The 8,724-nt window shown below is 65.7% G+C and carries 8 protein-coding genes and 1 pseudogene; 7 read left to right on the top strand and 2 right to left on the bottom strand.

The window, feature by feature from the left end:
• Positions 1-274: 274 nt before the first annotated feature.
• Positions 275-697, bottom strand: a complete 423-nt coding sequence (locus tag B0I32_RS53985; protein ID WP_146178706.1) for a hypothetical protein — start codon at positions 695-697, stop codon at positions 275-277.
• Between the two features lie 308 nt (positions 698-1,005).
• Here B0I32_RS53985 and B0I32_RS53980 point away from each other — a divergent pair.
• The 7 genes and pseudogenes from B0I32_RS53980 to B0I32_RS53960 all read left to right on the top strand — a co-directional run.
• A pseudogene (locus B0I32_RS53980) lies at positions 1,006-1,467 on the top strand (replication initiator); the annotation flags it as partial.
• Positions 1,464-1,652 (top strand): helix-turn-helix domain-containing protein, encoded by a 189-nt coding sequence (locus tag B0I32_RS53975; protein ID WP_219912513.1) that lies wholly within the window; start codon positions 1,464-1,466, stop codon positions 1,650-1,652. The pseudogene B0I32_RS53980 and the gene B0I32_RS53975, both read left to right, overlap by 4 nt.
• On the top strand, positions 1,649-2,035 hold the full coding sequence (locus tag B0I32_RS59380; protein ID WP_219912512.1) for an N-terminal phage integrase SAM-like domain-containing protein: 387 nt from the start codon (positions 1,649-1,651) through the stop codon (positions 2,033-2,035). Before B0I32_RS53975 ends, B0I32_RS59380 begins: the two co-directional genes overlap by 4 nt.
• Positions 2,036-2,189: 154 nt before the next feature.
• Complete coding sequence (locus B0I32_RS61305; protein ID WP_219912511.1) at positions 2,190-2,615, top strand: site-specific integrase; 426 nt, start codon at positions 2,190-2,192, stop codon at positions 2,613-2,615.
• Complete coding sequence (locus B0I32_RS61300) at positions 2,504-2,797, top strand: tyrosine-type recombinase/integrase (RefSeq protein ID WP_219912510.1); 294 nt, start codon at positions 2,504-2,506, stop codon at positions 2,795-2,797. The genes B0I32_RS61305 and B0I32_RS61300 overlap by 112 nt, the downstream gene beginning before the upstream one ends.
• An 804-nt stretch (positions 2,798-3,601) precedes the next feature.
• Positions 3,602-4,045: an SRPBCC domain-containing protein gene (locus B0I32_RS53965; protein WP_106253101.1), complete on the top strand. Its 444-nt coding sequence runs from the start codon at positions 3,602-3,604 to the stop codon at positions 4,043-4,045.
• A gap of 312 nt (positions 4,046-4,357) precedes the next feature.
• Entirely contained in the window at positions 4,358-7,441 is a 3,084-nt protein-coding gene (locus B0I32_RS53960) for an NACHT domain-containing protein (RefSeq protein WP_106253100.1), read from the top strand.
• A 149-nt stretch (positions 7,442-7,590) separates the two neighbouring features.
• On the opposite strand, the gene B0I32_RS53955 is transcribed toward B0I32_RS53960, so the two are convergent.
• Complete coding sequence (locus B0I32_RS53955; RefSeq protein WP_146178705.1) at positions 7,591-8,718, bottom strand: DUF6545 domain-containing protein; 1,128 nt, start codon at positions 8,716-8,718, stop codon at positions 7,591-7,593.
• Between the last annotated feature and the right edge of the window lie 6 nt (positions 8,719-8,724).

Below are 8,724 nucleotides of genomic sequence, written 5' to 3'. Positions count from 1 at the left end.
AGGTGCAGGGTCTTGAGCAGCAGCAGGCTGCCGGCGTGGGAGAGCAGCCCGGTGCCGTCGGCGGAGGCGGTGATGGTGCGGTGGGAGGCGATAGTCTTCATGTGGAAAGTGCTTCTTGATCTGGCGCGGACAGGACTCTAGGCAAGCCCCATCCTCCCAGCTCGGAAGCACTTTTCTCATGTAGATGATCAACTTATGGGAAAATCACCGCGAGGCTGATCATCACGGCTAGGCAAGCTGATCACGCATGGGGTGCCGGGCAACAGCCGGCTCTCTAGCGGCACCACACATTGACGGCCTTCACGATCTTCTGTGCTTGACTCTGGCTAACGTCGGCGCCTCCGCGCCCAAACCGGAAGCGCACCCGTTTCTCCACTAGTCCCGGCTCGCCGTCGTCGGCACCCTCCCGGATGTCCAGACACGTGGCGATGCCGTAGTGCACCGCACTTTCTTGATCGACTACGAGCTGCGGATCGATGGCACTCAACGTCGCCAGGAAAATGGCGCGCTCTCTGGCAGAGATCCATTCCGGCTCGGCTGCGTCCGAAGGGACGCTGGGCATGTCGCTCGCCTCCGGCGTGCCAGTCGTCGGTGACCAGGGGGCCCATCCTCCCATCAGAGCGATACCGAAAGCGAGTATCAAGGCGAGAGCTCCGCCGAACACACCTAACGCCATCCTGGAACGATCTGCTTGCATGGGCGGCACGTTGCACATCATGCCTCAGGCTCGCACCAACCGGATCGAACGCCGACAATTCCATGTGTGCGCGATCGGCGAGACTCGACCGATGCCGCCCAGACTGAAGCCACTCACACCGTCGGCGGATGCGGTGATCTTGCGGTGGGAGGCGCTGATTTTCACGCGAAGAGTGCCTTCTGAACTGGCATGAACAGGACTCTCGACAAGCTCATCCCTCCAGCTCAAACGTGCTTTCCTCTTGCAAACGATCAAGCTCCCGAAATTCGTGATGAAAGCCCAAGGCTAAAGATGTCGCCAACCACGCTCGTCACGACCACGCCACCCGCATGGTCGAAGCGCTGCGGTATGAACCCTGCTCCCCGGCATGCGCGAACTGGCTGCGCTACGGCATCCAGCCCAAGAGCGCCAAGGCGGGCATGCTGCCGGGCCGATGCCGCGGCAAGGCGCACAAGGCCGAACACCTCGGCTACGCAGGCCGTCGCATCCTGGTCTCCCGCAAGTGGTCCAACAAGACCCTGCGCGAACACAAGGCCGACCGCCGGGCCTGGGTGCTCGACATGCTCGGCCTGTCCGACGAGACCGTGACCGACCCGCACCGCTACGTCTGGCGGCCGGTCTCCTCCAAAGACCCCAACCGCACCCCGCTGGCCAAACGGCTGCTGCGTGAGGTCGCCAACCGCCGGCGCACCCGCGCACGCCTGATCGAACTCCAAGCCAGAGCAGACGGACACCCCGTCCCGAGTTCAGCTCTGGAGGTGGCGGCGTGATCACCGGCAACAAGCTTCTCGTCTCCGCATGTGAGGCATCCGAGATGCTCGGGATCGGCAAGACCAAGATCTACGAACTAATGGCTTCCGGAGAACTGCGCTCGGTCAAAATCGGCCGTTCGCGGCGCATCCCTGTTGAGGCGCTTACCGCTTTCGTTTCGGCAATCGAGCAGGAGGCAGCATGACCAGCAGCCGTAAGCGTCGCCGCTCCCAGGGGGAGGGCTCCGTCTTCAAGCGCAACGATGGGCGCTGGGTCGGACAGATCGATCTCGGCTGGACGGACGGCAAGCGGAACCGCAAGACCGTCTACGGCGCCACCGAGAAAGAAGCACTCGGCAAGCTCGCAGAACTCCGAGAAGCTCAGCGCAAGGGGCAGAACCTCACTGCCAAGCCTCGAAAATTCGCCGAATGGCTTGACGAGTGGGTTGAGATGAAGCGGCGGCAGGGAACTCGGCCGTTGACTCTCCGAGGCTACCGACAATTGATCAAAGACCACATCAAGCCTGCGCTCGGCCGGAAGCAGCTCGACAAGCTCACCCCCCCCCCCCGATGTCCGTCGGCTCGTTGAAGCCAAAGCCGAATCAGGGCTGTCCACCGCCACCGTCAAGCAGATCCATGGCCTGATCCGGAACACACTGGCTGATGCCGAGCGTGAAGAGCTGGTGCATCGGAACGTCGCCAAACTCGTCAAGACTCCGGCAGTGCGCCGGGAGGAAGCTCGGGTGCTCACGATCGAGGAGGCCAGACGGCTGCTCGATGTGATCAAGGACGATCGGCTCGAAGCCTTCTGGGTCTGTGCGCTGACGCTTGGCTTGCGGCGTGGCGAACTTCTCGGGCTCCGCTGGGATGACGTCGACTTCGCCAATGGGCTGCTCGCCGTACGGCAGACGCTTCAGCGGGCGGACGGCTCCCTTCAGTTCGTCGATCCCAAGACGGACCGGTCTCGCCGAGTCGTTCCTGCGCCGGAACCGACCTTGGCGGTGCTCCGCAAGCACAAGCGGGCTCAGGCGGCCGAACAGCTCGCCGCGGGCAAGCGGTGGCAGAACTTCGGGTCATTTTCCCGTCCACGATCGGAACACCCATCGAACCGGGCAATCTCAGCACCCGGTGGCGGGCTACCCGAAAGAGGGCGGGGCTCGACTGGTTGAGGCTTCATGACCTGCGTCATGCCTGCGCCTCGTTCCTACTCGCCTCTGGCGCTTCGCCTCGAACCGTGATGAAAACGCTGGGGCACAGCCAGATCGGACTGACCATGAACACCTACACGCACGTGCTCCCGGACATCGAACGGGCGGCCGTTGACGCGGTCGCCAAGAGGCTTTTCGGGTGATCAAAGACATGCGAGGGCCGGACTCCTGACGGGGTCCGGCCCTCTTGGCTGTCAAAGGTGGCTGTCATCGCCTTTTGAAACAAGATCGATAACTGCTGTTTTCGCAGGTAGGGCGCCTGGGACTCGAACCCAGAACCTACGGATTAAAAGTCCGCAGCGTTCCGGATTGGATGATGACGGATGATGTCACGTACCGCTATATGTGCAGGTAAGAGACCGGTGCGTGAACCACTTCGTGACACAAAGACCGTGCGAAACCGGGGTCGTATGAGACTGCCGGGCTCCCCACGGTCTCCCTAACCGCCCACACCAGGGCGAGCAGAACATTCCCGCACGGGATGCTCCGACGCCTACCACGCCGACCCCGTCCCCGGCGGCATCGGCCCCGCACGCGCGGGGATGCTCCGCTCCGCGCCGAGCTGGAGACCTGGCTCAGGGAATCGGCCCCGCACGCGCGGGGATGCTCGGGGAATCTCCTCGCCCGGGCCGCTCTCCGGTGGATCGGCCCCGCACGCGCGGGGATGCTCCGGTGGGCACGACCAGCATCCACTCCGGTACGGCATCGCCCCCGCACGACACGGGGATGCTCCGACGATCCCGGGCAGGCTGACCACCAGCGCGCGATCGGCTCCGCACGTGGGGGATGCTCCGGGCCTGAAAGCCCCCCTCTACGACCGGGTGAGATCGGCCCCAAGCGTTCCAGTTCGGCCTATGCCAAGATCCTCCATCCATGTATGGTGAGATCATGTCCATCTATGGCGGAATCTCCGTCATAGACGAGCGACGACACCCGCGAGGTGAGACGTGCACCAGGTCCGAACGGAGAATCACATCTCGGCATCGCCCGAGCAGGTCTGGAAGATCCTTTGTGACTTCGACGCCTATGGGGAGTGGAATCCTCTGGTCCCGAGGATGCGCGGCACCGCGGTCGTGGGGAGCCGGCTCACGCTGCCTACTGCCATGTGGCCCGGAGGGCGTGTCTTCATGCCGATGCGCGCGATAGTGGAGGAGGCGACTGCGCCACGGCGCCTTGCGTGGCGAACCACCCTGTTGGCGCGGGGCGTCGGCAGCTCTGTCCATGACTTCGTTCTGTCGCCCGATGCGGAGCGTGGCGGCACTCACCTCCTTCACCGCGAGACCGTGACCGGGGCCATCGCTCCCATGATGTGGTCCATGCTGCGCCGCTTCGAGCCGGTATTCGAGCAGCTCAATCAGGCATTGAAGCGACGCGCTGAAGGATCCGCCTGAGAAGAGAAGGCGTCCACACGTTCCCACGCTAGTCACCGAGGATGGTCCTCCAGTTCGGACCATGGCGATACGCGAACTACGTCGATCCCAAGAAGACTGGATCGACGTGTCACCCCTTCTCCCGTGATGAGAGGTCAACGACGCACCTCGGTCGCCTACGTTCAGCCCCAGGCGAGCGTCGACCAGGCCCACGACGTCGATACAGCGGCACCGTAGGTCTTCTCCAGCAGCCGTAGCCCGCCGCCCAGGCCGCTGTACGCTGCCGCCCCCATCGGCCACCATGGACAGCAGGTGCGCGTGGGGAGGGCTCGGGTGCCGGACAGACTCTGCTCTGCCGATGCCGTGAAGCTCTTGGGCGGCTCCGACAGTGCGCTGGTTGCCGCTCTGGACAGATTGACCGGCGGCGTGCTGCTGGCTGCCACCGGTGGTGGCGCCGAGTTTGCCCTCAGCCTTTTCGACGCCAAGGGCGAGCTGGCTCGCCTCAGCGGTGACCTGGTCGGTGGGTTGGCGGACCGGCTGCGTGGGTTGGGTCGTTTTGACAGGTCCGAGCGCCTCGTCGCCGCCCACAAGGTGATCGTCCTGACCGGTTACTTCGAGGCAGTCAACTCCGCGACGGCCTCCTTCGACGTCGGACGCTTGCGCTTGGGCAGATCCGCGCAGGTGGGCCTGGCGACCGGCGCGTCACCTTCCTCGGACCGGTTGAAAGATCTGGTCGGCGTGCTCAACGACAGCGACGTCCCCGGAGAGCCGGTGCGCCCCGGCGCCGCGCCCATGCCGCAGACGTTGCGGGCGTTCTATGTCTCTCTCAGCGAGCGGCTGGTCGCCTACCTGGATGGAAACTCCACGGATGAGCTCACCCGGGTGCTGACCGAGGAGGTGCCAGAGGCGGCGATGCGTCGTTATGAGCATCATCTGCGGGCGCTGGCCGGCGACTTCCCCGAGGTGGCGTTCTGGGCGAACCGGCTCGACCATCTCGCTACGCAGGATGGACTGTTGCGGTTGCATGCCGGGCTGGAAGGGCTCGGGCGAGTCCTGGAGGAGGTCGCTTCCAGCACCCTGCCCCTGGGCGAGCGACGCCAGCTTCTGGCCAAGCGCTATCACCGGGTCCTCGAACGACCTGTGGTGGCGACCGGGGGCGTCCCCGAAGGGCTGCGCATCCCCTCGCTGACCGCAGCGTACGTGAATCCGCAGTTCAAGGTCGCCGAGGTCAGCCACGTCTCACGGCTCGACCAGGAGCAGTGGTGGGCCGACCACGACGTACGTGATGACCTGCAGGAGTTCCTCATCAGTTACCTGACCTCGATCGCCGCCACCCAGTACCCGCTGATCGTGCTAGGGCAGCCGGGATCGGGAAAGTCGGTGCTCACCCAGGTCCTGGCGGCGCGGCTGCCCGCGTCCGACTTCCTGACCGTGCGGGTGGCGTTGCGTGACGTCCCGGCCGACACGGATCTGCAGTCCCAGATCGAGCACGCGATCAGGGACGCGACCGGCGAGAATCTGACCTGGCCGGCTCTGGCCGGACAGGCGGGCGGCGCGCTGCCCGTCATCCTGCTCGACGGGTTCGACGAGTTGCTGCAGGCAACCGGCATCGGTCAGACCGACTACCTCGAGCAGGTCGTACGGTTCCAGGAGCGTGAAGCGGACCAGGGCCGCCCGGTGGCCGTCCTGGTCACCAGCCGCATCGCCGTCGCCGACCGGGCCCGCGTCCCGCGCGGCGGCGCGACCGCTCTGCGGCTGGAGCCCTTCACCGACCAGCAGGTCGAGCAGTGGCTCGACGTCTGGAATCAGCACAATACGGCGCACCTGGCCACGCGCGGCCTCCTCCCGCTACCCGCCGAGGCGGCGCTGCGCCAGCCGGAACTCGCCGCACAGCCGCTGCTGCTGCTGATGCTCGCCCTGTACGACGCCACCGACAACGCACTGCAACGGCACGCCCAGACGCTGGACCACGCCGACCTGTACGAACGCATCCTGCGCAGCTTCGCCGAACGCGAGCTCCGCAAGAGCCGGCCGGAACTGGCGGGCGCGCCGCTGGAGGCCGAGATCGACAACGAGCTGCTGCGGCTGTCGATCGCGGGCTTCGCGATGTTCAACCGGGGCCGCCAATGGGTCACCGAGGACGAGCTGTCGGCCGACCTGCTCGCGCTGTCCCTGGCACCCGCCGCTGAGCGCGCCGCTCGCGACTTCCACGCCCCACCGAGCCCGGGTCAGCAGGTCATCGGCCGCTTCTTCTTCATCCACCAGGCACAGGCGCTGCGCAAGGATGCCAGGCTCACCACCTGCGAATTCCTACACGCGACCTTCGGCGAATTCCTCGTCGCCCGGCTGATCCTGCGCGAACTCCTCGACCTGGCGGCAGTAGCCTCTGCACGGAGCAGACGCGTGGTGGACGACGGCTTCGTCCGCACGTTGCTCTCCTTCGCCCCGCTGACCAGCCGAGGCCAGATCATCAACTTCCTCCAGCAACTCGCCGGTCAGGTGGGTGACGATCGTCGGCCGCTGTTACGCGAGCAGCTGCTCACCGCGTTCCACGGCTCCCTGTCAGCACACGCTGGCGTGGCTCATGCTTCCTACCGCCCGGCACATCTCGGCGAGCCCGTCCGTCACGCCGCGTACTCGGCGAACCTGCTGCTGCTGATCGTCATCATCGGGGGTCCGGTATACGGGTGCGAGCTGTTTCCCCAGGTGCGATACCCGGCGGGTGCATGGTGCCAGCACGCAATGCTGTGGAGATCTCAATTCACAGGCGAGGCTTGGGCTTACCTCGCTGCCTTCCTCTCGCTGGAGCGCATCTGGCACGCGGGCGACCGCGAGGTCAAGGTCAACGTGCGCGAGGAGGATCTGTGGGATCCCCCCGAGCTGGACATCTTCTGGATGCATTACGCGCCTCCTGGTCACGAGATGCGCGAAGGGTCCGGCTGGCGACGCAACCATACGCACGACCTGATCAGAGAGAGTCACTTCACGTGTGATCTCGCCGAGGATCTCGCGTGGCACTCACTGAGCGTTTTGGTCAGCGCCTTGGATTACGGTGATGTGAGGGGTCCTCAAGACGTCGAGGCCACCACCGCGATCGGAGTGGTGAGTCCAGACCTGGCGATGTCCGTCACCAATGCCCTTACCCGCGTCTGGCTGGCCTCCAGCGACCCGACAGGTGCGAGTGACCTGCAACAGGCTTATGAAGATTGCCTGATAGTGATCCGCAACAGCCGTCCAATCGAGGATTCACCGGCCCGGACTGCTTACGCATCCCGCCTGCTGCGGCAACTCGCCGCCGACCGCGAACAGCTCTCCCGCGAATTCCGCTCCCACGTCAAGGCACTCCTCGGTGAGTACGTCACCCTCGCCCGGCCTCCGGTGCGCGACTGGGCCGAAGAGGCGTTCGGGGACCTTTGACGCCGCGCCACCTCTGCCGAGCTCGTGCCCGCTATCGCGGCTAACACCTCCTCAACGGCCACCGCGATGCGAACGCGGCGTCCCAAAAAGTCGTGGTCACGGGCTATCACGACGTGGTGTCAGGTGGTGATCGCTTGGATGACTTCCACTCAGGAGGCCGTGGCATTCGAGGTGAGGGGGAGCGGGCCCGCACTGTATTCGCGGGCGATGGCGGCGATCCAGGAGATGCCGCCCGGGATGTCGTCCTGGGCGGTCTGACCGTAGGTCCACGTGCTGTGTTCGGACGAGAGATCAGGTTTCTGTGCGAGGGCCGCGGCGATCCATGCGGCGTACGCGGCCGCCTCGAGGCGGTCCTCGGGAAGGTCGGCCGCCTCGACTGCTGAGCGCGCTTCGGCGAGGAGGGCGGTCGATTGCGGCCAGGCGGCCAGGAGTCCGAGGGCGTCGTGAATTTCGGTGACCGCGGCGATGAGCAGGGCACCGGTCGGCAGGCGTTCATGGATGCGGATCACGCTGGGGTAGGCGGTTCGTAGGTCCCGCCATAACGGGGAGATCAGGCGTAGGTCGCGGCGGGCGCGGTGCCAGTGCAGCGGGAGGGCGAGGGCGGGTAGCGCGAGGCCGATGAAGCCCAGGGCGTAGCCGGGGTAGTTGATGACCGCCGCGAGGTCGGCCGACCATGGCCAGGGCCATGACGGAATCCCGGGTAGGGCATCGGGCACCAGGTAGAGCAGCGTGTACGCCGAGCGAGCCCCGCCGAAGTTGCCGATGGCCATCAGGTAGAGGCCGGTCTTGGTGAGCCGGGAGGCGGACGTGCGGGCGAGCAAGGTGAAGAAGATCGTCGCGCTGACGAAGACGAACAGCAGGTATCCCTCGTACACCGCGAGGGTGATCATCTGTCCGGGGGAGGCGTGGTGGTGTCCGACGGCGTGGTAAGTGAACGCGCTGTTCAGGTGCTGGGTGAGGGCCAGGGTGGAGGTGATCGCGATGAGAGCGCCAGCCACTGCCCAGGTTCGCCAGAGGACCGTCATCGACTCACGTCGGTCGGCTGCCCAGCCCATAAGCAGCCAGCCGTGGACCGCTGACAGGGCGATGATTCCGGTGGCCATCTCGGCGGCGAAGGGGAGTCCGGGCAGGCCGCTGATCTGGATCAGCCAAGAGTGGACCGCGGGCTGGGGTGCGAAGGTGGCGTTCAGGCAACCGCTGGTGAGTGCGACGGCGATCAGGAAGTGCCGGGGTGACCTGCGGATTCCGGGCAGGCGCAGGAGCGCGATGATCCACATGGGCAC

The organism is Nonomuraea fuscirosea, assembly GCF_003001935.1.
GTDB lineage: Bacteria > Actinomycetota > Actinomycetes > Streptosporangiales > Streptosporangiaceae > Nonomuraea > Nonomuraea fuscirosea.
Note: the sequence above shows the minus strand (reverse complement) of the source record. Positions and strands in the feature narration are given on the sequence as shown.